Source organism: Achromobacter sp. NFACC18-2, assembly GCF_900108985.1.
Taxonomy (GTDB): Bacteria; Pseudomonadota; Gammaproteobacteria; order Burkholderiales; family Burkholderiaceae_B; genus Achromobacter.
Genome location: NZ_FNYM01000019.1, coordinates 90884 through 114351, shown reverse-complemented (window position 1 = coordinate 114351; position 23468 = coordinate 90884). Strand labels below are relative to the sequence as shown.

Genomic DNA, 23468 nt, shown 5'->3' with positions numbered 1-23468 from the left:
GTTCAATGAATGGAGTTCGGGGCGGGCTCGGCCGGGGGCGCGTAGCCGCCGCCCAGGGCGGTGGCCAGGTTGGCGTCGAGCTGGTAAGCGCGGATGCGCAGATCGGTGTCCAGGCGAGCCTGGGTGAGGACGCCCGTCTGCGCGATCAGCACGGTGATGTAGTTGCCCATGCCCGCCTTGTAGCGATCGACGGCCAGGGCGTAGGCCGCCTCGATGGCCTCGCGCGCCTGGCGTTGCTGGGCCTTTTCCTGGTCCAGCAGGCGCAGGCCATCCAGCGCGTCCGCGACCTGATGCGCGGCGTCCAGCACGGTCTGGTTGTAGTCCGACACCGCCAGGTCGGCATCGGCGCGGCGGCCCGCCAGGTTGGCGTTGAGCTCGCCGCCGTGGAAGATGGGCAGCGTGATGGCCGGGCCAAAGCCGGCCATGCGGGCGTCGGCGCCCAGCAGGTTGCCGGTGCCGATGGCCTGAAAGCCCACGAAAGCGGCCAGGTTCACGTTGGGATAGAACTCGGCCTTGGCCGTGTCGATGGCGTGGCGCGCGGCCTCGGCGCGCCAGCGCGCGGCCGTGACGTCGGGACGATGCCCCAGCAGATCGAGCGGAACGCTGGACGGAATGCTGCCCGATGGCGCGGTCAGCGTGACCTGGACCAGGTCCTGCCCGCGCTGCGGACCGGCGCCCGCCAGCGCGGCGACCTGGTTGCGCAGTTGCGCCAGCGTGGTTTCGATCTGGGTCAGTTCGACCTTGCCCGAGGCGAGGGACGATTCCGCCTGCTTGACCTCGACCTGGGTGTCCAGCCCGGCCGTGTAGCGGCCCTGGGTCAGCGACAGCACTTCGGCGCGCTGCGAAATCACCCGGTTCAGCACGTCGCGCTGCGCAAAGGCGTTCTGCAGGTTCAGGTAGGCGCGCACGGTGGCGCTGGCCAGCAGGTTGCGCGCGGCTTGCGCGTCGGCGCTGGCGGCTTCCTGCTGCGACACCGCGGACTGCAGGCGCGAGCGGTTCTTGCCCCAGAAATCCAGTTCATAGCTGAAGTCCAGCGCCAGCCGGTTGTCGCTGACGACGGAACCGCCCAGCGGCGCGGGGTAGATGTAGTCCTTGGACAGATGCTCGCGGGTGAGCGTGTAGCCCGCGTCCACGCGGGGCAGCAACGGCGCGCGCGCGATGCCGACCGCTGCGTTGGCCTTGGCCAGGCGCGCCTGCGCGGCGCTCATCGACGGACTGTTTGTCAGCGCTTCGGCCATCAGGGCATTGAGCTGCGGATCGCCGTAGCGCTCCCACCAATGCGTGGCGGGCCAGTCGGCGGTCTGGCCGGTCAGCCCGAGCTTGGCCGCGTCCAGCGCCGCGACGGGCTGCGGCGCGGGTTCCATCAGCGCGCAACCGCCGAGGGCCAGCACCATTACGGTAGATAAAAGGCGTTTCATCCTGACTGTTAGCTGAAAGTAATTGATTAATCTGTATTTGCCTAGGCAGTGATTATGCCAAATAAAAACCCCGGTTCGGTACGGGGCGGCGGGTCAGCGTTCGGCGGGCGAGCCGGATGCGGACCCGTTGGCGATCATCCGTCGCAGGAAATGCATGAGCTGGGCGACTTCGTCGGTGGAGAAGCCGCGCAGGTGGTGATTGAGGGCGCGGGCGATATTTGCGGGGATCTGGCGGGCCTTGGTTTCGCCCAGTTCGGTGAGTTCGATCTTGACCACGCGGCGGTCTTCCTGGCAGCGGTTGCGGCGCAGCAGGCCTTTGGCTTCCAGGCGGTCCAGGGCGCGGGTCATGGCGCCGGTGTCCATGTCGTTGAGCCGCGCGAGTTCGGCGGGCGTGTCGGCGCGGCCCAGGAACACCATGGCCAGCGGCCGCCACTGCATCGCGGTGAGATCGAGCGGCGCCATTTCCTGGTCCAGCATGCGGGTCAGGGAGTGATAGACCAGCTTGATCAGGAAGCCCGCGTTGTCGTCCGCCATGCTGCGCGTGTCGCTGCGGTAATGGACGGGAGACTCGGAAGGTTCGGACGTGGAGGGGGAAGGCGCGGCAGTCATGCGGCGAATTTTACTGCCTAGTCAGTTATTGTCAAGGCTGTATCTTCGAGGGCGCTTCGGCGGTGGAGGACGGCGGCGTCTGCTTGCGCAGCCCCGACCACACGATGGCGGCCACGATGAGCGCGGCGCCCGCCAGCATGCGCGGCGTGGGCTGCTGGCTGAACAGCACCCAGGCGAAGGCAATCGCATAGACGGGTTCCAGCGCGATCACCAGGCCGGCGCTGCGGGCATTCAGGCGCGTAAGGCTGGACACGAACAGGTAGTGCGACAGCCCGGTGCAGAAGATACCCAGCAGCGCCAGCCAGAACCAGTCCAGCGCGGGCACGGCGGGCAGCTGGCCGACCGCGAAGGGCACCATCACCAGCGCAACCACCAGGTTCTGCCAGCATGACACCTGCATCGGGTCCATGCCGGAGGCCGACCGCCGGTTGCTCAACGCCAACAGCGCAAAGCTCAGGCCCGACAGCAGGCCCCACGCGAGGCCGATGGTGCCCTGGTCGGCCAGGTCGAACGACGGGGTGACCAGCACCAGGCCCGCGGTGACCAGCCCCAGCAGCAGCCATTCGGCCAGGCGGACGCGTTCGCGGAATATCAGGCCTTCAAAGAGGGTGATGAACGCCGGAAAGCTGGCAAAGCCAAGCGTCGCGATGGCGATGCCGCCCACTTTCACGGAAATGAAGAACGTGACCCAGTGCGCGGCAAGCAGCGCGCCGGCGATCACCAGGACGAATAATTGCGCCGGGGTGAGCACGCCCAGGAGCGGCTTGCGCCGCATGCGCGCGAAGATGCCCAGCGCCATGACGGCGAACGCCGCCCTGCCCAACGTGATGACCGCGGCGCTCGCCTGGATCAGTTCGCCAAAGACTCCGGTCAGCCCGAACAGCACGGCGGCGATATGGATGTAGGTGAGGGCGCGGTGTCGGGTCATGCGGCGGAAAAGGCAGAATGCGTCATGGAAGGTGTGCAAATATTTTCGCGGTGAACTTAAAATCATCGCATGAATCGTATTGCCAAGCTTACGGCGCTTCCGCTGGCCTCCGGCCGCGCCGCCGGAATCGCCATGGCCGTGCTTGGCGCGATCCTCTTTTCCGCCAAGGCCATCGTCGTCAAATTCACCTACCGCTACGGCATCGACGCGGTCACCCTGATCGCCTTTCGGATGCTGTTCGCCATGCCGTTCTTCGCGGCGGTGGCCTGGCACCAGTCCCGCCGCGCGGCGCGGGGCGAAATCGTCGTGATGACCACCAAAGAGCGCGTGCAGGTGTGCGTGCTTGGCCTCCTGGGCTATTACCTTTCCAGTTTCCTGGACTTCCTGGGCCTGCGCTACATCACGGCCAGCCTCGAACGCCTGATCCTGTTCCTGTCTCCCTCGCTCGTCGTCCTGTTGTCCGCGATCTGGTTCAAGCGTCCGATCGAGCGCCGGCAATGGCTGGCCATGGTGCTGTCTTACGCCGGCGTGGTGCTGGTGTTCGCGCACGATCTGTCCTTCGGCGGGGGCGGCGAGGTGCTGTTAGGGTCTTTGTTCGTTTTCGGCTCCGCCGCAAGCTATTCTGTGTACCTCATCTGTTCCGGGGAACTGATCAAGCGGATCGGTCCGACGCGGCTGGTGGCGTACGCGATGCTCGTGTCGTGCGTGGCGTGCATCATCCAGTTCTTCGTCGTGCATCCGCCGTCGATGCTGATCCAGCCTGCCGCGGTCTATAAATATTCGATCATCCATGCCACGCTCAACACCGTGGTGCCGGTGTTCATGCTGATGTGGGCGGTATCGCTGATCGGCGCGCCCACGGCATCGCTGCTGGGCATGGTCGGGCCGGTATCGGTGCTGTTCCTGGCGTCATGGTTCCTGGACGAGCCCATCACGGTGTGGCAGATGGCCGGAACCGTGCTGGTGCTGGCGGGCGTGTTCGCATTGATGGGCGGCGGCGCGGCCCGGCCGGCCGCGAGGCAGGACGACCGGCAATCCCCGCGGTGAACGCTGTGAACGCTGTGGCTCCCCCGGGGTAAGGTCGGCATTTTTGGATCAGTTCGCGTTATTTCCAATTTCCAATGAAAGGAGGCCAGCATGGCCAGCAATCTCGTCAAGGCAATTCGTATCGAGCAGCACGGTGGTCCCGAAGTCCTGAAGCTGGTTGAGGTGGAAGTTCCGCCGCCGGCCGCCAACGAAGTCACGATCGAGCAGCACGCTGCCGGGCTGAACTTCATCGATATCTATTACCGCACGGGCTTGTATCCGCATCCGCTGCCGCATGGCCTGGGCTTCGAAGGCGCTGGCGTGGTGACCGCCGTGGGCGCCGACGTCAAGCACCTGAAGAAGGGCGACCGCGTCGCCTACGGCCAGAGCCCCCTGGGCGCGTACGCCCAGGCGCGCAACGTGCCTGCCGCGCAGGTCGTCAAGGTGCCCAAAGGAATCGCGTTCGACGAGGCCGCGGCCTTGATGCTCAAGGGCCTGACGGTGCAGTACCTGTTCCGCCAGACCTATCGTTTGCAGGGCGGCGAGACCATCCTGTTCCATGCCGCGGCCGGCGGCGTCGGGCTGATCGCCTGCCAATGGGCCAAGGCGCTGGGCGTCAAGCTCATCGGCACGGTGTCCAGCCCCGAAAAGGCCGAACTGGCGCGCGCCAACGGCGCCTGGGAAACCATCGATTATTCGCGTGAAAACGTGGTCGAGCGCGTGCTGGAACTGACGGGCGGCAAGAAGGTGCCGGTGGTGTATGACGGCGTGGGCAAGGACACCTGGGAAACCTCGCTGGACTGCATCGAGCCGCGCGGCCTGATGGTCAGCTTCGGCAACGCGTCGGGTCCGGTGGCCGGCGTCAACCTGGCCGTGCTGAACCAGAAGGGCAGCCTGTACGTGACGCGCCCGTCGCTGGGCATCCACGTCAATACGCTGGAAAAACTGCAGTCGGCGTCCGAAGAGCTCTTCGACCTGGTGCTCAAGAAGAAGATCAAGGTTCGCATCGACCAGCGCTACTCGCTGGATCAGGCAGGCGAGGCGCAGACCGCGCTGGCCTCGCGCAAGACGACGGGCGCGACGGTGCTCACGCTGGACTGATCGCCCCATAAGAGAAACGGCGCCCCGTGGGGCGCCGATGCAGGCCTGGAGGACGCGCGGCGCGCGGACTGCCAGGCTTTTTCATTGGCGGCGGTGTGCCGCGGGGACTGGCTCAGCAAGCGGTCAGAGCTGTTCCTCGTTGATGAGGTCTTCCTTGCCGTAGAACTTCACGCCGATGTGGATGCGTTCGCGGCCCTGCGCGCGGCGATGGCGGTTGGTGTCGCGCAGCGAATAGACGCAGCCGCAATATTCCTGCTGGTAGAAGTTCTCGCGCTTGCTGATTTCGATCATGCGGGCCGAGCCGCCGCCCTTGCGCCAGTTGTAGGTCCAGTAGACCAGGTCGTCGTAGCGCGCGGCCGCGCGTTCGCCGCAGCCGTTGATCTGGTTCATGTCCTTCCAGCGTGAGATGCCGAGCGAACTGGTGATGGTGTCGAAACCGTGCTCGTGGGCGTACAGCGCCGTGCGCTCGAAGCGCATGTCGAAGCACGCCGTGCAGCGTTCGCCGCGCTCGGGGGCGTCTTCCATGCCCTTGACGCGTTCGAACCAGTTGTCCATGTCGTAGTCGGCGTCGATGAACTCGATGCCGTGCTTTTCAGCGAAGCGGATGTTCTCCTGCTTGCGGATTTCGTACTCTTTGACCGGATGGATGTTCGGGTTGTAGAAGTAGATCGCGTAATCGATGCCGGAGGCGGTCATGGCCTCCATGACCTCGCCGGAACAGGGGGCGCAGCACGAATGCATCAGCACCTTGCTGCGGCCGGCAGGCAGGTCGAGTTTGGGGCGGACGAGTTCAGACATGGCTGGCAGGCAAAAGCGGAAAAACCCTTATTTTACGACGAGTTGCCGTCAGTCCAGCACCGTGGTCCAGAGTTCGCGCACCGCAGCCCGCTCGGCCTGCAGCTGCTCGGGCGCGACGCGCGCCTTTTCCACGCCCTGCAGGCGCAGCTGATGCTGGACGCGCCGCAGGGTGCGATAGGCGTCGCCGGAGCGCGCCGCCAGCTCCGGCGGGATCAGGCCGGCTTCGCCGGCCAGCCGCAGCAGCGCGATGTTGCCGAGGTTGCGCACCAGCACCGGATGCGTGCCGGCGTGGCACAGCACCAGATACTGCGTGACGAACTCCACGTCGACCATCCCGCCGCGGTCGTGTTTCAGGTCGAATCGGTCGGTGGTGTTCGGATGGCCGGCGTTGATTTTTTCGCGCATCGCCAAGACCTCGTCGCGCAGCGCCGCCGTATCGCGCGGCAGCACCAGGATGTCCTCGCGGATTTTCTCGAAGCGGGCGCCCACGCTGGCGTCGCCGGCGGCAAAGCGCGCCCGGGTGAGCGCCTGGTGTTCCCAGGCCCAGGCGTGCTTGTGCTGGTATTGCTCGAAGGCCTCGAGCGACACCGCGAGCAGTCCTGCGTCGCCGTCGGGCCGCAGGCGCAGGTCAATCTCATAGAGCCGGCCCGACGAGGTCATGGTCGACAGCCAGGACGTCATGCGCCGGCCCAGCTTGGCATAGACCTCGGCAGCGTCCTCTCGCGGGTCGTCGAACAGGAAGACCAGATCCAGGTCCGACGCGTAGCCCAGTTCCTTGCCGCCCAGCTTGCCATAGGCGATGACGGCAAAGTGCGGTTCGGCGCCCTCGACCTTGTTCACGAGCGGCCAGGCGCGGCGGATGGTTTCGGCCAGCAGCAGGTCGGCCAGCGCCGACAACTGGTCCGCCAGCTTTTCGACCGTCAGTTCGCCTTCCAGGTCCTGCGCCAGGAGCTGGAAGCTGGCCTGGCGCTGCACGTCGCGCATCAGATTCATCTGGCGCTCGATGTCCGGGCTGCCGTCCGGCAGGCGGCACGCATCCAGGTCCGCCGTCAGCTGGCGGGCGATCTGGTTGAAGTCCAGCGCTTCGAAGAGGGTGCGCCAGTCGATCAGGCTGTCTAGCAGCAGCGGATGCTGCGTCAGGTACTGCGCGGCCCAGGGGCTGGCGGCCACCATCCGCGCCACGCGGGCCAGCGTGTCCGGATACTCGGCAAGCAGCGCCAGATAGGCGCTGCGCTGCGCGATCTTCTCGATCAGGTCGAAGAGGCGGACCGCGGCGTCCCGCGGCGCCGGCGTCTGCAGGGCGGCGCGCAGGGCGGCCGGCAGCAGGATCTCCATGCGGCGGCGGCTGCTTTCGGGCAGGCTGCGCACGCGGTGGCTGCCGGACAGCGTCTGGGCCCGGCGCAGCAGGTCGTCCGCGTCGTCGCCGAAAGCCTGGCGGATCTGGTCGCTCAGTTCGCTTTCGCTGTCGGGTTCGTCCTGGCCGGACGGCGCGTCGCTGCCCGCGGGGGCCGGCGCGGCGTCCTCCTCGCCCATGCCCACCATGCGGAACACGTTGCGAAAGGTCTGCGACACGAAATCGCGGTGCGCGGCCAGCGTGCTTTCGAAGTCGTCGGGGGCGAAACCCAGCGCCGCGGCCAGGGCGGCGCGCTGGGCTGGGTCGCCGGGCAGCAGATGGGTCTGCTCGTCTTCCCGGTATTGCAGCGCGTGCTCGGTGCGCCGCAGGAAACGATAGGCGTCTTCCAGGCGCCGGGCGTCGTCCTCGGGCACCAGGCCGGCTACGCATTCGGCGTGCAGCGCCTCCAGCAGGCCGCGCTTTTGCAGGGCGGGCATGCGCCCGCCGCGGATGAGCTGCGCCAGCTGCACCACGAATTCGATCTCGCGGATGCCGCCGTCGCCCAGCTTGATGTTGTTGGCGCTGTCGATGCCATTGCGCGCCGACGCGCGGCGCTGCCAGTCCTGGCGGATGCGCTCGCGCAGCGCGCGCAGGGCGGCCAGCGCGTCGAAATCGAAGTACTTGCGATAGACGAAGGGCACGCGCAGGCTTTCCAGTTGCGTGGCCTGCGCCGCGCTGTCGCTGCCTTCAAAGGCCTGCGCGGGCATCAGCCGGGCTTTCAGCCAGGCGTAGCGTTCCCATTCGCGGCCCTGGCCGATCAGGTAATGCTCCAGCGCATCGAGGCTCCAGGCCAGCGGCCCGGCATCGCCATCGGGGCGCAGGCGCAGGTCGGTGCGGAACACCTGGCCGTTGGCGTCCACCTCGGACAGCACCGGCATCATGCGGCGCGTCAGGCGCCCGTAGAACTCGTGGTGGCTGATGCGGCGGGGGCCGTCGGTTTCGCCTTCCTCGCCATAGAGCATGATGAGGTCGATGTCGGACGACACATTCAATTCGCAGCCGCCCAGCTTGCCCATGCCCACGATCAGCATTTCCTGCGGCTTGCCGGTGGCGGGATCGCGCGGGACGCCGTGCACCGCCGCCAGCTCCGCCGCCACGCTGCGGTAGGCGGCTGCCACCGCCATGTCCGCCAGCGTGGTCATGGCGCCGACCACTTCCTCAAGCGCTGCCTGACCGGCCAGGTCGCGCACGATGAGCACGCTGAAAACGCGTTCGCGCAGCTTGCGCAGCACCATGCGGCACACGTCCACCGGCAGGGTGTCGGACGCGGCGGCGGGGCCGGCGAGTTCGGCTTGCCATTGCGTCATCAGAGCCGGCGTGACAGGTTGCTTCACGGCTTCGGCCAGCCAGGCGGCCAGGTCCGGATGGGCGTCGAGCCGGCGGCGCAGATGGCCGGACCAGGCGAGGGCGGGGGCGAGGGGGGATGGATTCGACATGGTGCAAAGGGCGGCAGACGGATGGACGTGTTTCAGGTATAAGTGGGGACGATACTGCAAGACCTCTCCTCCTGCCCACTGATCCGTGTCTGTTCCAAAAAAAGTGCTCCGCAGCCTATTCTGGGCCGCGCTGATCGTATATGGCGTTGTCGCCATCGGGTTTCTGGGAGTGCGCTATTGGGTCCTCCCGCGGGTGGACCAATGGCGTCCTCAGATCGAAGCCTACGCCAGCCAGGCGTTGGGCGCCCGAGTTACGATCGGCTCGATCGACGCGAATTGGCAGGGGCTCAATCCCAGGCTCGATCTTGCCTCCGTCCAGGTCCACGACGACGAGGCCGGTCCGGTATTGAGCCTGCCGTCCGTGTCCGCGGTGGTGGCCTGGCGCAGCATTCTGTCGCTGTCGCCCACGCTGGTGCGCCTGCGGGTGGAAAGGCCGGAGCTGATCCTGCGGCGGGACCCATCCAATCATTTGTGGGTGGCCGGGCAGGACATCGACCTCAACACCAGCGACCATGCCTCCGACCTGAATCATCCCGGCCTGCGCTGGCTGGCGGCGCAGCGCGAGCTGCTGGTGCGCGACGCCACGCTGCGCTGGCAGGACGAGTTGCGCCAGGCGCCCGAGCTGACGCTGGAAGGCGTGGACCTTCTGGTGCGCAACGGCAATCTGTCGCACCGTTTCGTGCTGCAGGCATCGGCGGGCGCCGCGCTCGCTCACAAGCTGGAACTGCGCGGCGAATTCAACCGCAGCCTGTTCGCGACGGACGCCAAGAAGCCGGCCAACTGGAGCGGCCAGCTGTTTGTCCAGGCCGATGACGTGGAGCCGCTGGCCTGGGCGCCCTGGGTGGACGTGCCGCCGGTGGCAGGGCGGCTGGCCGCGCGGGCGTGGTGGCAGTTCGACCATGGCAAGTTCACCACGGTAACGAGCGACGTCGCGATGCGCGGCGTTTCCTGGACGTCCGGGCCGGACGGGCCTGCGGTCCAGGGCGGCTCGGGGCAGGTGCGGATGTCGGCGCTGCCCGGCGATTTCGTGCAGATCGATGGCCTGCCGCTGGCGCGCAGCGCGGGCGCGCCGGACGTCGCGGTCAAGGGGGCGCTGCATCAGTTGCGCGTGACGGTGCCGGGTGTTTTCGAAACGCCCACGCTGCTGGCGAACGACCTGGAGCTCGACGCCCGGGTCAAGGGCCCGGATCCGAAAAGCTGGTTCGTGGACGTGGCCCAGCTGCGCGTGGCCAACGACGACCTGGACGTGCGCCTGCAGGGCCAATGGCGCCGGGAAGGCAAGACCGCCGCCGGCAGCGCCGACGTGCGCGGCACGATGGTCCGCGGGTCGATGCCGGCCATCCATCGCTATCTGCCGCTGGAGGTCAACGCGGATGCCCGGGAATGGCTGGCGACCGGCCTGCCGGCCGGGCAGATGCATTCGGCGGCGATCACCCTCAAGGGCGATCTGGACGACTTTCCGTTTGGCGCCCCGGACGCCGCGGGCGAATTCGTCATCGCGGGGGGATACTCCGGCGCCAAGGTTGACTACGCGCCGGCCCGGCCGCACAGCAAGGGCTGGCCGATGCTGGAAAACGTGTCGGGCAATTTCCGCATCGACAAGGTGAGCCTGTCGCTGGACAGCGCGGGCGGTGCCGTGGCTCATACGGGTCCCGGTCACACCATCACGCTGGGCGCCGTGAAGGCGTCCATTCCCGACATGGAAAACAACTCGCAGCTCCAGCTCACCGGCGAGACCGCGGGGCCGGTGGCGGCCTATCTGGCCCTGGCCGCGAATTCGCCGCTGGGCGAACTGCTGGACGGCGCGCTGGACGAGGCGCACGGCACGGGCGACTGGCGCATGCCGCTGGATCTGAAGGTGCCGCTGCTGCATACGGACGACACGCAGGTGCAGGGGACCATCAGGTTCTCGGACAATTCCTTCACCTTCATGCCCGAGATTCCGCTGCTCAGCCAGATCCACGGCGACCTGGAGTTTTCCGAAAAAGGGGTGCAGACCAAGGGCATCCGGGCGCAATTCCTGGGCGGACCCGTCACCATCCTGGGCGCGCTGGCGAAGGGCTCGGACGTCCTGCGCTTTGACGGCACGTTGACGGGGGAGGGACTGTCGCAGTTGAGCCGGGCCCCCTCGATGTCGCGCTTTTCGGGCCGGGCGGCCTACAAGGGGCGTTTGAGCTACCAGAAGGGCGGCGCCATCGACATTTCGGCCGAATCCGACCTGGTGGGCATGGCGATCGACATGCCGGCGCCGGCGGGCAAGTCCGCCAAGTCCGCCCAGCCGCTGAAGGTGCAATGGGCGCCGGCGCAGGACCGCGGCGCGCGGGACCGGCGCTGGCTGACGGCCAACCTGGGCGAAAACGTGAACGCGCTTTTCGAACGGGATCCGGCCGATCGCTCGGCGTCCTATTTTTCGCGCGGCGCCCTGGGCATCGGGCGGCCGGCCAGCCTGCCGGAGCGCGGGCTGAGCCTGAATGCCAGCCTTCCGGAACTGGACATGGACGGTTGGGAGGCGGTATCAGACGGATTCAGCGTGGCGCCGGCCAAGGGCCGGGCCCCTTCCAAGCCGATCCTGCCGCAGCCGGAGCGCGTCAGCCTGGCGGCCGGCGTCCTGCGCACCAGCGGCTACACGCTCAATGACCTGACGCTGTACGCGACGCGTCCCGCGCCGGCGCAGTGGCGCGTCGACCTGGAATCGCGCCAGGCAGCGGGCACGCTGGCGTGGCGGGAGGCGTCGGGCGCCATTGCGGGGCAGATCACCGCTCGCCTGAAGCACCTGTCGTTCGGCGGAGAGGGCGACGCCAATGAGGCCGACAAGGCGCTGGCGTCGGGCAATGACCTGTCGGACATTCCCGCCATCGACCTGCAGGCCGACCGATTCCTGCTGTATGGCAGGAATCTGGGCGTGCTGCAGGTGACCGGCACCAATCTCGAGCGCGGGCGGCAGTGGCGGCTGGACAAGCTGTCCATCACCAATGATTCGGCGGCCTTGAACGCCACGGGCAATTGGCGCCTGGAAGGACCGGATCGCGGCTTGGCCGTCGACACGGCCCTGAAGCTGGAGAACATCGGCGAGCTCATGAACCGACTCGGCTTTCAGAACGTCGTGTCCAACGGCAAGGGCACCGTCCAGGGCAAGGCGACCTGGCGCAACCTGCCCTGGACGCACAACATCGCGGACGTCCAGGGCGACGTGATCGTCAGCCTGGACAACGGCCGCTTCATGCACGTGAACTCGCGCACGGCGCGCCTGCTGGAATTGCTGTCGCTGCAATCGCTGCAACGGCTGGCGCGCCTGGACGTCAATCCCACCAACCTGCTGCGCGACGGGTTTCCCTTCGACACCATCCGCGGCCACGTCAAGGTGGCCGACGGCTTGCTGACCACCGAGGGCTACAAGATCAACGGGCCGGTCGCCGCCATCGTGCTGGCCGGTGGGGTGAACCTGATCAAGGAGCGCTGGGACCTCAAAGCGGTGGTCATCCCCAACCTGGATGCGAGCGGCGCGGCAATGGTGACCGCGCTGGCCGTCAATCCGCTGATCGGCCTGGGGGCTTTCGTGACGCAGTGGCTGCTCAAGCAGCCGCTCGCGCGCGCGATGACCATGGAATATTCCGTGACGGGTAGTTGGGACGACCCGCGCGTCGAGCCCATCGAAAGCGCCGGCAAGGAGCCGCCCAAGCAGACGCCGCGGCCGGCCGATTCGATGCCGCGCCGGATGCCGGAGTTCATCGAGCATTGAGGCGGTGCGCAAGGGGGGCCGGGCCGGACGCTCCCCTGGCAAGATCTTGCGCGCAATGAAAAGCCGCCCATTCAGGGCGGCTGTGGCTGTGGCTGCTGCCGGCGCGGACGGCCTGCTTACTTCTTCTTCATCATGTCGAAGAATTCGGCGTTGGTCTTGGTGGCGCGCATCTTGTCCAGGATGAACTCCATGGACTGGACTTCGTCCATGTCGTGGATGAACTTGCGCAGCACCCACACCTTCTGGAGCAGGTCGGGGGCGATCAGCAGCTCTTCGCGGCGGGTGCCCGACTTGTTCAGGTTGATGGACGGGTAGACGCGCTTTTCGGCCAGGCGGCGCTCGAGGTGGACTTCGGAGTTGCCGGTGCCCTTGAATTCTTCATAGATGACTTCATCCATGCGGCTGCCGGTTTCGATCAGCGCGGTGCCCAGGATGGTCAGCGAGCCGCCTTCCTCCAGGTTGCGCGCGGCGCCGAAGAAGCGCTTGGGGCGCTGCAGGGCGTTGGCGTCCACGCCGCCGGTCAGCACCTTGCCGGAGGCCGGCACGACGGTGTTGTACGCGCGGGCCAGGCGGGTGATCGAGTCCAGCAGGATCACGACGTCCTTCTTCATTTCGACCAGGCGCTTGGCCTTTTCGATGACCATTTCGGCCACTTGCACGTGACGGGTGGCGGGCTCGTCGAAGGTGGAGGCCACCACTTCGCCGCGCACCGTGCGCTGCATTTCGGTCACTTCCTCGGGGCGCTCATCGACCAGCAGGACGATCATGACCGCGTCGGGGTAATTGGTGGTGATGGCGTGCGCGATGTGCTGCATCATCACCGTCTTGCCGGACTTGGGGCTGGCGACGATCAGGCCGCGCTGGCCCATGCCGATGGGGGCGAAGACGTCGAGGATGCGGCCGGTGAGGTTTTCCTCGCTCTTGATGTCGCGTTCCAGGCGGATGACGCGGTTCGGGTGCAGCGGCGTCAGGTTCTCGAACATGATGCGATGCTTGATCGCCTCGGGCGCCACGCCGTTGACCTTGTCCACCTTCACCAGCGCGAAATAGCGCTCGCCATCCTTGGGGGTGCGCACTTCGCCTTCGATGGAGTCGCCGGTGTGCAGGTTGAAACGGCGGATCTGCGACGGAGAAATGTAGATGTCGTCGGTGCTGGCCAGATACGAGGTTTCCGGCGAGCGCAGGAAACCGAAGCCGTCGGGCAGGACTTCCAGGACGCCGTCGCCGAAGATCTGCTCGCCTTGCTTGGCGCGCCGCTTCATGATGGCGAACATCAGTTCCTGCTTGCGCAGGCGGTTGGCGTTCTCGATTTCCAGGCCAGCGGCCATTTCGAGCAGCTGCGAGACGTGCAGCGCCTTCAGTTCGTTGAGGTGCATCGCGGTGAGTTTGGGGGAAAAGTAAAGGAGGGCTCTGGCGGCGCGCCACGGACGGGCTCGCGCGGTACTGAATGAGCGCCGCCTCAGCGGCGGCGCCTTCGTTTACAGCACGCGGTTTACAACGCGCCGTCCAGGAATGCGGTGAGTTGCGACTTCGACAGCGCGCCAACCTTGGTGGCGGCCGCCTGGCCGTCTTTAAAGAGCATAAGGGTAGGAATGCCGCGGATGCCGTACTTGGTGGCCGTGCCCTGGTTTTCGTCCACGTTCAGTTTCGCGATCGTCAGGCGACCCGCGTATTCGGTGGCGACTTCTTCCAGGATCGGGGCAATCATCTTGCAGGGGCCGCACCAGGCAGCCCAGTAGTCCACCAGCACCGGCTGGCCGGATTTCAACACATCGGCATCGAAGCTCGCGTCACTGACGTTCTTGATTTGGTCGCTCATGATGGTGATTCTCGGTTCGGCAGCAAAAGGCGCGTTAAGACGCGCCTTGCCGTTGTTCTTGTTTGTGGAATGGGCTCAAGCATACCACTGTCAATAACAACAGGCATACCACTGTTAATAACAACAGGGTTTGCAGGATTTGTGTAGGATGTTGCGGCGCGGCCGTCGCGATCCGGGTCACTGAACCCCGGTGCGCCGGTCGTGACTGTCATCATCCTACCGAAATCGGACTTGGTCAGGTCGTGCGCATCCCACCCGGAGCCGCGCAGAATCTAGGCTTGTCCGTAAAATGTCGGTTTTTTTCCACAGATGTTGGGGATAACTTGGCCACTCCACGTTACAACGAGGCGTCCATCCGCGTCCTGAAGGGGCTGGAGCCCGTGCGCCAGCGCCCGGGCATGTACACCCGCACCGAAAACCCCCTGCACGTCGTGCAGGAGGTCATAGACAACGCCGCAGACGAGGCCCTGGCCGGCTACGGCAAACAGATCCAGGTCACGCTGCACGCCGATGGCAGCGTGTCCGTCGAGGACGACGGGCGCGGCATCCCCGTCGGCCTGCATCCCGAAGAGAACGCGCCCGTCGTCGAACTGGTCTTCACGCGCCTGCACGCGGGCGGCAAGTTCGACAAGGCCGGCGGCGGCGCCTACGCCTTCTCCGGCGGCCTGCACGGCGTGGGCGTGTCCGTCACGAACGCGCTGGCCACCCGTCTGGAAGTCGTCGTCTGGCGGGACAACGCCGTGAACCGCCTGGTGTTCAAGGGCGGCGACGTCGCCGAACCCCTGGCGCCCTACGACCAGGGCGGCCGCAAGAAGTCCGGCACGCGCGTGCGCGTCTGGCCCGACGCCAAATATTTCGACAGCCCGAACATCCCGCTGGGCGAACTGACGCACCTGCTGCGCAGCAAGGCCGTGCTGCTGCCGGGCGTGAAGGTCACGCTGGTCAACGAGAAAACCGGGGACACCAAGACCTGGCAGTACCAGGACGGCCTGCGCGGCTACCTGGCCGAGGCCCTGGCCGGCGCGGAGCTGATGGTGCCGTTCTTCGAAGGCGAACAGTACGCCGGCGCCGACCACGAGAACTTCGCCGAAGGCGAGGGCGCCCAATGGGTGGTGGCCTGGACCGAGGACGGCAACGCGGTGCGCGAGTCCTACGTCAACCTCATTCCCACGCCCGCGGGCGGCACCCATGAATCCGGCCTGCGCGAAGGCCTCTTCGGCGCGGTCAAGGGCTTTGCCGAGCTGCACAGCCTGCTGCCCAAGGGCGTGAAGCTGCTGCCCGAAGACGTGTTCGCCCGCGCCAGCTTCGTGCTGTCGGCCAAGGTGCTGGATCCGCAATTCCAGGGCCAGATCAAAGAGCGCTTAAATAGCCGCGACGCCGTGCGTCTGGTTGGCGGTTTCTCCAAGAGCGCGCTGGACCTGTGGCTGCACAGCAACGTCGAATATGGCAAGAAGCTGGCGGAGCTGGCCATCCGTCAGGCGCAGGCGCGCCAACGGTCGGCGCAAAAGGTCGAAAAGCGCAAGAGCTCGGGCGTGGCTGTGCTGCCCGGCAAGCTGACCGACTGCGAATCCAGCGACGCGACCCGCACGGAAGTGTTCCTGGTCGAGGGCGACTCGGCCGGCGGCTCGGCCAAGATGGGACGCGACAAGGAGTTCCAGGCCATCCTGCCGCTGCGCGGCAAGGTGCTGAACTCCTGGGAGGTCGATCGCGACCGTCTCTTCGCCAACAACGAAATCCACGACATCTCGGTCGCCATCGGCGTGGACCCCCACGGTCCCGGCGATACCCCCGACCTGTCCGGCCTGCGCTATGGCCGCATCTGCATCCTGTCCGACGCGGACGTCGACGGCTCGCACATCCAGGTGCTGCTGCTGACGCTCTTCTACAAGCACTTCCCCAAGCTGGTTGAGGCGGGCAACGTCTACGTCGCCAAGCCGCCGCTGTTCCGCCTGGACGTGCCGGCTCAGGGCAAGCGCCCCGCCCGCAAGATCTACTGTCTTGACGAAGGCGAACTCGAGGCCGCACAGGACAAGCTGCGCAAGGAAGGCGTGCGCGAAGGCGCCTGGTCGGTCAGCCGGTTCAAGGGCCTGGGCGAAATGAATCCCGAGCAGCTCTGGGAAACCACCATGAACCCCGACACGCGCCGCCTGCTGCCGGTGGGCTACGGCGACCAGACGCCCGACGACACCACCCGCATGTTCGACATGCTGATGGGCAAGGGCGAATCCTCGCAACGCCGCGCGTGGATCGAGGAAAAGGGCAACCTGGCGGAGCTCGACATCTGATGACGCCGTCCGCGCCCGGGCAAGCCCGCATGGTCGTCGACCTGACCGCCGACGACTACGCGGATTTTGCCGCCTATGTGTACAAGCGGCCGGAACTGCGCCGCCGCCGTTACCGGTCCCATCTGCGCTTTGCGATCCTGATGATCGTGGCCCTGCTTGCCTACCTGATGTGGCAGACCTGGGACGGCAAGGGGCCCAATTGGGGCCTGCTGCTGCCGGTGTACTTCCAGGGGCTGGCGGTGGGGCTGGGCATCCTGGCTTTGCTGGCGCTGTCCTATGAATACCTGCTGCCCGGCCTCGTGAGGATGAACACGCGCCGCATGCTGGCCAGGCAGCCCGACACGCTGTATCTCGGCCGGCACGAGCTGGACTTCGGCCCCGAGGGCGTCACGGACACCACCGCCACCGCCTCCGGGCGCATGGACTGGACCGACGTGCGCCGGGTCGAGGAAACCCCGGAACACCTGTACGTCATCCTCGGCACCCTGCAGGGCGTGATCATTCCCAAGCGCGGGCAGGACGCCGCCACGCTGCAGGCGGTGCGCGCCCAATTGCGCGCGCACGTCGCCGACACGCAGCTCATGGCCGCGTCCGCCTGAGGCGCATTGGCGCCGTTTCGATGAAATTGTCTACCTGAAACCATCATGACCGACAGCAATCAACCCGGCCTGTTCGACTCCAACCCGCCCGGCGGCGATGGCGATGACAACGCCGCCATCACGCTGGCGCGCTACGCGGAGCAGGCCTATCTGGACTATGCGGTGTCCGTGGTGCGCGGCCGCGCCTTGCCCGACGTGGGCGACGGACAAAAGCCCGTCCAGCGCCGCATTCTTTTCGCCATGCAGGCGATGGGACTGGGCGCCGGCGCCAAGCCCGTGAAGTCCGCGCGCGTCGTCGGCGACGTGCTGGGTAAATACCATCCGCACGGCGACCAGGCCGCGTACGACGCCATGGTGCGCATGGCGCAGAATTTTTCGCTGCGCTATCCCCTGATCGACGGCCAGGGCAACTTCGGCTCGCGCGACGGCGACAACGCCGCCGCCATGCGTTACACCGAAGCGCGCCTGACCCCCATCGCCAAGCTGCTGCTCGACGAGCTGGACGAAGGCACCGTCGATTTCGTGCCCAACTACGACGGCAGCCAGCAAGAGCCGCAGATGCTGCCCGCGCGGCTGCCGGTGATGCTGCTCAACGGCGCCTCGGGCATTGCCGTGGGCATGGCCACCGAGATCCCGCCGCACAACCTGCGTGAAGTCGCCCAGGCGTGCGTGGCGCTCATCAAGCAGCCGCAGTTGCCGGACGAGGAACTGTACGCAATGATCCCCGGCCCGGACTTCGCGGGCGGCGGCCAGATCATCACGCCGGCGGCCGACATCGCGCAGATCTACGGCGGCGGCCGCGGGTCGCTCAAGGTGCGTGCGCGCTGGCAATTCGAGGAACTGGCGCGCGGCCAGTGGCAGCTCGTGGTCAACGAACTGCCGCCCGGCACCTCCTGCCAGAAGGTGCTGGAAGAAATCGAGGAAATCACCAACCCCAAGGTCAAGACGGGCAAGAAGAGCCTGACGCCCGAGCAGACGCAGTCCAAGGCCGTCATGCTCAACCTGCTGGACGCCGTGCGCGACGAGTCCGGCAAGGACGCCGCGGTGCGCCTGGTCTTCGAACCCAAGACCTCGCGTGTGGACCGCGACGAATTCGTCAACACGCTGCTGGCGCAGACCAGCATGGAAGGCAGTTCGTCCGTCAACCTGGTGTGCATCGGCACCGATGGCCGGCCGCGCCAGAAGGGCTTGCGCGACATCCTGGTCGAATGGCTGGCGTTCCGCACCAACACGGTGGTGCGCCGCACGCGCTTTCGCCTGGACAAGGTCATCGACCGGATCCATGTGCTGGAAGGGCGCATGGTCGTCTACCTGAACGTGGACGAGGTCATCCAGACCATCCGCGAATCCGACGAGCCGCGCGCCGCGCTGATGGAACGCTTCAAGCTGTCCGAGCGCCAGGCTGAAGACATCCTCGAAATGCGCCTGCGCCAGCTCGCGCGCCTGGAAGGGTTCAAAATCGAACAGGAGCTGGCCGACAAGCGCAAGGAACAGGTTTCCCTGCAGGAGCTGCTGGACAACCCCACGACGCTCAAGCGCCTGCTGATCAAGGAAATCGAGGCCGACGCCAAGCAGTATGGCGACGACCGCCGCACCCTGATCGAGACCGCCGAGCGCGCCGTGCTCGAAACCAAGGTGCTGGACGAGCCGGTCACCGTGATCGTCTCGCAGAAGGGCTGGCTGCGCGCCCGCCAGGGCCACGGCCACGATGCCGCGCAATTCGGCTTCAAGCAGGGCGACGACCTCTACGGCGCTTTCGAGTGCCGCACCACCGACACCCTGATCGCGGTGGGCGACAATGGCCGAGTCTATTCGGTCCCGGTGTCCGGCCTGCCGTCCGCGCGCGGCGACGGCCAGCCGGTCACCACCATGATCGACCTCGAATCCGGCACGCGCATCGTCCATACGATCGCGGCCGCCAGCGACAGTCGCTGGCTGCTGGCCACGCGCGGCGGCTATGGCTTTGCGGCCAAGCTGTCGGACATGGTCAGCCGCCAGCGGGCGGGCAAGCAGTTCATCACGCTCGAAGAGGGCGACGAACTGCTGCGTCCGGTGCCGCTCTTTGCGGGCGCCGTGCAACTGGCGCTGCTGTCGCAGAAGGGCAAGTTCCTGGTGTTTGGGCTGGACGAGGTCAAGTCGCTGTCTGGCGGCGGACGCGGCACCATCCTGATGGGGCTGGACGGCGCGGACAAGCTCGACCAGACCGTGCCCATCGGTCCGCTGGGATTGCGCGCCACGGGCATCTACCGCAACAAGATGACCGAAGACATCCTGGTCGGCGCCGCGCTGGCGGTCTACGTCGGCAAGCGCGCGCGCAAGGGCCGGGCGCTGGACGTGCGGCCCAAGCAGCCGCTGCTGTCCCCGGTGCTGGGTTGAGCCGGGCGCGCCGCCTGATACCTGAGCCGGCAGGCGGCGCGCGCCCCTTGCGCCGCCCGCGCCATCAAGGGCAGGCATGAGCGGCGCGGCTGCCCGCCAGCCCAGGCTCGCGCATGTCGATGCCCTGCGCGGCTTTGCGCTCTTCGGCATCCTCGTCGTCAATATCGGCGTGTTCGCGTTTCCGTTCTACGGCGCGGGCGTGCCGGACCCGGCCTGGTCCAGTCCGCTGGACGTGACCGTCCGCTGGTTCGTCGCCTGGCTGTTCGAGACCAAGTTTTACCTGCTCTTCTCCTTCCTGTTCGGCTACAGCTTCACGCTGCAGATGGCCGCGGCCGAACACGCCGGCGTGGCGTTCGCGCCGCGTTTCCTGCGCCGGCTTGTCGGACTGGCCGTGCTGGGCCTGGCCCACGCGATCCTCTTCTACCAGGGCGACATCCTGGTGACCTACGCCTTGCTGGGCCTGGCGCTGCTGCTATGCCGGCGCATGGACCCGGGCCGCGCGCTGCGCCGCGCCCTGTGGCTGATCGCGCTGGCGTCGGCGGCGTGGGTGATCCTGGGCGCGTTGAGCCTGTTGGGGCCCGCGCCGGTGGACTATGGCGCGCAATACAAGGCCGAGGCGCTGGCCTCGATCCAGGCATACCGCGGCACCATCGGCACCACGATCGCGCAACACATCAAAGAGCTCTCCGAGACCGTCTGGTTCACGTTGCTGTTCGTGCAGGGGCCGTTCGCCTTTGCCATGTTCCTGGCGGGCTACGCGCTGGGCCGGCGCGATGCGCTGGCGGATCCCTGGCGTTCGCCCCGCGCGCTGTGGCTGTTGTGCGCGCTGGGCCTGTTGCCCGGGCTGGCGGGGGCCGCGGCCTACGCGACCAGCGCCTTGCCCCAGGCCCGCGTGGTGTGGGAATTGCCGGGGCTGGCCGTGGGCCTTTTCACCGCGCCGTTACTGAGCCTTTCCTACGCCGCCGCGTTCCTGCTCGCGCTGCGCACGGGCCCAGGCCGGCGCCTGGGCGAGTGGCTGGCGCCCGCGGGCCGCATGGCCCTGAGCAATTACCTGATGCAGTCCGTGGTCTGCGCCTGGCTTTTCACGGCCTGGGGGCTGCGCCTGTACGCCGCCGTCTCGCCGCTGGCCGCGTTTGTCATCGCCGTCGCGATCTTCGCCGTGCAGATGCCGCTGTCCGCCTGGTGGCTGCGCCGGCACGCCTACGGCCCCGTGGAGTGGTTCCTGCGCGCGCTCACCATCGGCGCGTGGCCGGCCTGGCGGCGCGCGCAGGGTTGACCGCCTAGACCGCCCGGGCGCGCAACCGGCCTTGCGGCGTGCCGCCGCCGCGCCGGCCCTGCCAGGCCCACATGCCGGCCAGCAACGCCATCGCGGGCAGGTAGACCCAGAAATCGGACCAGCGGTGCGGGTTGGGCGCCTTCACGCTGACCACGTCCCATCCCTGTTCCCAGCCTGCGCGTTGCGCGCGGCTGCCGAAGCGCACCCCGCCGATCTGGATCTGGTCGCCCAGGCGCATCAGCGTCAAGCCGGCTTCGGCCAGCCGCTTGCGCCCGACGTCGGCGCCGCCGCCCGCTTCAAGCGCGGGCAGGGCGACCGCCACCGTCTTGGTCAACTCGTCGCCTTCCAGGTTGAGACCCTTGAGCACCACGGTCAGCCGGCCGTTGTCGGGCAGGGCGGCTGCCGTGGCCAGGATCTCGGACGCCGGGCGGTTTTCATGGCTGGGCGCGAAATGGTCCATGAACCAGTCGGGCCGGAACAGCATGAACGTGACCAACAGCAGCACCGCGACTTCCGCCAGGGTGCAGCGGACCCTGAACCATCGCATGGTGGCGGCGGCGAAGGTCAGCGACGCCAGCGTGGCGCCCGCGACCACCAGCGCCAGCTCCCAGCCGTAGTTCACGTCGATCAGCAGCAGCGTGGGGTTGAAGACGAACATGAACGGCAGAATGGCCGTGCGCGCCGCGTAGGTAACGCCCTGGATGCCCGTTTTGATCGGGTCCTCGCCGGAGATGGCGGCGGCCGCGAAGGTGGCCAGCCCTACCGGCGGCGTGATGTCGGCCATGATGCCGTAATAGAACACGAACATGTGCACGGCGATCAGCGGAATGACCAGGCCGTTCTGCGCGCCCAACTCCACCACCACGGGCGCCATCAGGGTCGCCATCAGGATGTAGTTGGCCGTCGTGGGCATGCCCAGTCCCAGGACCAGGCAGACCGCCGCGGTGAAGATCAGCATCAGCAGCACATTGCCCATCGACACCAGTTCGACGAAGGCTGTCATGCGCAGGCCCAGCCCGGTCAGCGTGATGGCGCCGACGATCAGCCCGGCGGTGCCGCAGGCGATGGCGATGCCGATCATGTTGCGCGCGCCGTCCTGCAGGCCCCCGACGGCGTCGCGCCAACCCTGGCGCCAGGCGGGCGCGGCCGGCTGCTTGCGGAACCAGGCCAGGATCGGACGTTGCGTGACCATCTGGAACAGCATCGCCATCGCCGCCCAGAAGGCCGACAGGCCGGCCGACAACTGCTCCACGCTCAGGCACCAGACCAGGATGCCGATCGGAATCAGGAAGTACAGGCCGGCGCGCACCGTGGGCCACGGCTGGGGGCGCACGGGATGATTGATGTCGATGTCCTGCGGCAAGTCGGGGTGGCGGGCGGCCACGCGCAGCAGCCACACGTAAAGGACCGCCAGGAGGGCCAGCAGGATCGGCGTCGCCGCCTGCCCGGCCAGCGCCTGCACGCCCGTGCCGATTCCGTAGACCGCGCCCATCACGAGCAGCGTGCCGCTGATGCCCATGCCCCAACCGGCCAACTTTTGCAGCGGCGTGCGGGCGGGGCCCGACGCCATCATCGGCTGGATGCCCAGCTTCAGCGCTTCCAGGTGGACGATGTAGAAGAGCGCGACATACGAAATCGCGGCGGGCAGGATGGCGTGGCGGATGATGTCGGCATAGGGGATGCCCACGTACTCGATCATCAGGAACGCGGCGGCGCCCATGACGGGCGGCATGATCTGGCCATTGACCGAGGACGCCGTTTCGATCGCGCCGGCGCGCACGCCGCCATAGCCCGCCTTCTTCATGAGCGGGATGGTGAAGATGCCGCCGGTCACCACGTTGGCGACGGACGATGCGGACACCAGGCCGTTCACCGCCGAGGACATGACCGCCACCTTGGCGGGCCCGCCGCGCAGGTGGCCCAACAGCGCGAACGACACCTGCATCATGTAGTTGCCGGCGCCGCACTTGTCGAGCATGGACCCCAGCAGTACGAAGATGAAGATGTACGACACCGATACGCCCAGCGCCACGCCGTAGACGCCTTCGGTGGTGAGCCACATGTGCGACATCAGCCGTTCCAGCGATGCGCCGCGGTGGGCCAGCACGTCGGGCAGCCACGGACCCGCCAGCGCATAGGCCACGAACACCAGGCCCAGCACCGTCATGGGCAGGCCCAGCGCCCGGCGGGTCACTTCCAGCAGCAGCGCGAGGCCGATCACGGCGGTGCCCACGTCCAGCGGCGTCGGCTGGCCGGGACGGGCCGCCAGCTCGTTGTAGAATACATAAAGATAGCTGCCGCAAAAGCCCGCCGCCAGGGCCAGCACCCAGTCATACCAGGGCATGCGGTCGCGGGCCGAGCGCTTGCTGGCCGGATAGGCGAGATAGCCCAGGAACATGGCGGTGCCCAGGTGCAGCGCGCGCGCCTCGGTGTCGTTGAAGATGCCCCAGTTCAACGAGAACGGGATCGGCGAGGCGTACCAGAGCTGGAAGAAGGACCAGAGCAGCGCGCCGGCGGCCAGCGTGGCGCCGGCCATGCCGCGCGCGTCGCGGCCGCCGCGGTCCGCGTCGGCGACCAGCTGTTCCAGGTTCGGGGTCGGCGTGTGCGACTCGTTTGTCATGAAATTCCCCTGCGTATCGTGGCGCGCGCCGACGCGTTGGCGCGC

General features: G+C 67.2%; 15 protein-coding genes. 7 read left to right on the top strand and 8 right to left on the bottom strand.

Annotated elements, in window-relative coordinates; genetic code table 11:
* Positions 1-2: 2 nt before the first annotated feature.
* The 3 genes from BMW75_RS24700 to BMW75_RS24690 form a co-directional block, all read right to left on the bottom strand.
* Positions 3-1418 (bottom strand): efflux transporter outer membrane subunit, encoded by a 1416-nt coding sequence (locus BMW75_RS24700; RefSeq protein ID WP_092582263.1) that lies wholly within the window; start codon positions 1416-1418, stop codon positions 3-5.
* Between the two features lie 93 nt (positions 1419-1511).
* On the bottom strand, positions 1512-2027 hold the full coding sequence (locus BMW75_RS24695; protein WP_076519870.1) for a MarR family winged helix-turn-helix transcriptional regulator: 516 nt from the start codon (positions 2025-2027) through the stop codon (positions 1512-1514).
* Positions 2028-2058: 31 nt separating this feature from the next.
* On the bottom strand, positions 2059-2955 hold the full coding sequence (locus BMW75_RS24690; protein ID WP_092582280.1) for a DMT family transporter: 897 nt from the start codon (positions 2953-2955) through the stop codon (positions 2059-2061).
* Between the two features lie 69 nt (positions 2956-3024).
* Between BMW75_RS24690 and BMW75_RS24685 the strand changes: the two genes are divergently transcribed.
* Together BMW75_RS24685 and BMW75_RS24680 are read left to right on the top strand one after the other, a co-directional pair.
* Entirely contained in the window at positions 3025-4002 is a 978-nt protein-coding gene (locus tag BMW75_RS24685) for a DMT family transporter (protein ID WP_076519871.1), read from the top strand.
* A gap of 90 nt (positions 4003-4092) precedes the next feature.
* On the top strand, positions 4093-5082 hold the full coding sequence (locus BMW75_RS24680) for a quinone oxidoreductase family protein (protein WP_076519872.1): 990 nt from the start codon (positions 4093-4095) through the stop codon (positions 5080-5082).
* A 123-nt stretch (positions 5083-5205) separates the two neighbouring features.
* On the opposite strand, the gene BMW75_RS24675 is transcribed toward BMW75_RS24680, so the two are convergent.
* Complete coding sequence (locus BMW75_RS24675; protein ID WP_076519873.1) at positions 5206-5880, bottom strand: epoxyqueuosine reductase QueH; 675 nt, start codon at positions 5878-5880, stop codon at positions 5206-5208.
* A 48-nt stretch (positions 5881-5928) separates the two neighbouring features.
* On the bottom strand, positions 5929-8709 hold the full coding sequence (gene glnE, locus BMW75_RS24670; protein ID WP_092582262.1) for a bifunctional [glutamate--ammonia ligase]-adenylyl-L-tyrosine phosphorylase/[glutamate--ammonia-ligase] adenylyltransferase: 2781 nt from the start codon (positions 8707-8709) through the stop codon (positions 5929-5931).
* A 103-nt stretch (positions 8710-8812) separates the two neighbouring features.
* Between glnE and BMW75_RS24665 the strand changes: the two genes are divergently transcribed.
* Positions 8813-12448 (top strand): YhdP family protein, encoded by a 3636-nt coding sequence (locus BMW75_RS24665; RefSeq protein WP_092582261.1) that lies wholly within the window; start codon positions 8813-8815, stop codon positions 12446-12448.
* Between the two features lie 116 nt (positions 12449-12564).
* Here the strand turns inward: BMW75_RS24665 and rho are convergent, their stop codons facing one another.
* Both rho and trxA read right to left on the bottom strand, forming a co-directional pair.
* Entirely contained in the window at positions 12565-13824 is a 1260-nt protein-coding gene (gene rho / locus BMW75_RS24660; RefSeq protein WP_043541410.1) for a transcription termination factor Rho, read from the bottom strand.
* Between the two features lie 116 nt (positions 13825-13940).
* The gene (gene trxA / locus BMW75_RS24655; protein WP_006218534.1) at positions 13941-14267 is read right to left on the bottom strand and encodes a thioredoxin TrxA; all 327 of its coding nucleotides are present in this window, start codon (positions 14265-14267) and stop codon (positions 13941-13943) included.
* 323 nt (positions 14268-14590) lie between these two features.
* On the opposite strand from trxA, the gene parE reads away from it, so the two are divergent.
* The 4 genes from parE to BMW75_RS24635 all read left to right on the top strand — a co-directional run bounded on the left by parE (position 14591) and on the right by BMW75_RS24635 (position 20803).
* Complete coding sequence (gene parE, locus BMW75_RS24650) at positions 14591-16552, top strand: DNA topoisomerase IV subunit B (protein WP_076519876.1); 1962 nt, start codon at positions 14591-14593, stop codon at positions 16550-16552.
* On the top strand, positions 16552-17151 hold the full coding sequence (locus tag BMW75_RS24645; protein WP_092582260.1) for a YcxB family protein: 600 nt from the start codon (positions 16552-16554) through the stop codon (positions 17149-17151). The genes parE and BMW75_RS24645 overlap by 1 nt, the downstream gene beginning before the upstream one ends.
* Before the next feature lie 45 nt (positions 17152-17196).
* Complete coding sequence (parC, locus tag BMW75_RS24640; protein WP_092582259.1) at positions 17197-19527, top strand: DNA topoisomerase IV subunit A; 2331 nt, start codon at positions 17197-17199, stop codon at positions 19525-19527.
* A gap of 76 nt (positions 19528-19603) precedes the next feature.
* Positions 19604-20803 (top strand): DUF418 domain-containing protein, encoded by a 1200-nt coding sequence (locus BMW75_RS24635; protein WP_092582258.1) that lies wholly within the window; start codon positions 19604-19606, stop codon positions 20801-20803.
* 4 nt (positions 20804-20807) lie between these two features.
* On the opposite strand, the gene BMW75_RS24630 is transcribed toward BMW75_RS24635, so the two are convergent.
* Positions 20808-23423 (bottom strand): TRAP transporter permease, encoded by a 2616-nt coding sequence (locus tag BMW75_RS24630; protein ID WP_092582257.1) that lies wholly within the window; start codon positions 23421-23423, stop codon positions 20808-20810.
* Positions 23424-23468: the final 45 nt, after the last annotated feature.

Bases quoted from the DNA above. Each gene is read 5' to 3' on its own strand.
- parC (WP_092582259.1), top strand. From the start codon at position 17,197: ATGACCGACAGCAATCAACCCGGCCTGTTCGACTCCAACCCGCCCGGC.
- BMW75_RS24630 (WP_092582257.1), bottom strand. From the start codon at position 23,423: ATGACAAACGAGTCGCACACGCCGACCCCGAACCTGGAACAGCTGGTC.
- BMW75_RS24645 (WP_092582260.1), top strand. From the start codon at position 16,552: ATGACGCCGTCCGCGCCCGGGCAAGCCCGCATGGTCGTCGACCTGACC.
- BMW75_RS24635 (WP_092582258.1), top strand. From the start codon at position 19,604: ATGAGCGGCGCGGCTGCCCGCCAGCCCAGGCTCGCGCATGTCGATGCC.
- rho (WP_043541410.1), bottom strand. From the start codon at position 13,824: ATGCACCTCAACGAACTGAAGGCGCTGCACGTCTCGCAGCTGCTCGAA.
- BMW75_RS24690 (WP_092582280.1), bottom strand. From the start codon at position 2,955: ATGACCCGACACCGCGCCCTCACCTACATCCATATCGCCGCCGTGCTG.
- glnE (WP_092582262.1), bottom strand. From the start codon at position 8,709: ATGTCGAATCCATCCCCCCTCGCCCCCGCCCTCGCCTGGTCCGGCCAT.
- BMW75_RS24700 (WP_092582263.1), bottom strand. From the start codon at position 1,418: ATGAAACGCCTTTTATCTACCGTAATGGTGCTGGCCCTCGGCGGTTGC.
- BMW75_RS24680 (WP_076519872.1), top strand. From the start codon at position 4,093: ATGGCCAGCAATCTCGTCAAGGCAATTCGTATCGAGCAGCACGGTGGT.
- BMW75_RS24695 (WP_076519870.1), bottom strand. From the start codon at position 2,027: ATGACTGCCGCGCCTTCCCCCTCCACGTCCGAACCTTCCGAGTCTCCC.
- trxA (WP_006218534.1), bottom strand. From the start codon at position 14,267: ATGAGCGACCAAATCAAGAACGTCAGTGACGCGAGCTTCGATGCCGAT.
- BMW75_RS24685 (WP_076519871.1), top strand. From the start codon at position 3,025: ATGAATCGTATTGCCAAGCTTACGGCGCTTCCGCTGGCCTCCGGCCGC.
- BMW75_RS24675 (WP_076519873.1), bottom strand. From the start codon at position 5,880: ATGTCTGAACTCGTCCGCCCCAAACTCGACCTGCCTGCCGGCCGCAGC.